This is a genomic window from Acinetobacter johnsonii, assembly GCF_048551975.1.
GTDB lineage: Bacteria > Pseudomonadota > Gammaproteobacteria > Pseudomonadales > Moraxellaceae > Acinetobacter > Acinetobacter johnsonii_A.
The window spans coordinates 1-252 of record NZ_JBIMCF010000314.1 but is presented as its reverse complement, the minus strand read 5'-3'; the positions used below and the strand labels follow the sequence as shown (position 1 = coordinate 252).

1 pseudogene is annotated in these 252 nt (G+C 35.7%); it reads left to right on the top strand.

The features are described 5' to 3' along the window. Positions 1-56 precede the first annotated feature (56 nt). Positions 57-252 (top strand): annotated as a pseudogene (locus ACG9ZB_RS17625) (allophanate hydrolase); the annotation flags it as partial.

Genomic DNA, 252 nt, shown 5'->3' with positions numbered 1-252 from the left:
TGGCATAGATTCTGCATTTTTGTATTCCATCATGTATACAAGTTGGAATGAAAAAAATGAGTCAGAACAAATGCATTGGCTGGACACTTCAAGAATGGCAAACCGCTTATCTCAACCAAGACATTCATATTGAAGATTTAATCGACTATGTAGCGCAATTACCACAACCTGATCATGCATGGATTTCAATTACTACCACAGAAAAACTTTTCCAACAAATTGAAGCCTTAAAACAAAAAGCAGATCAAGCCA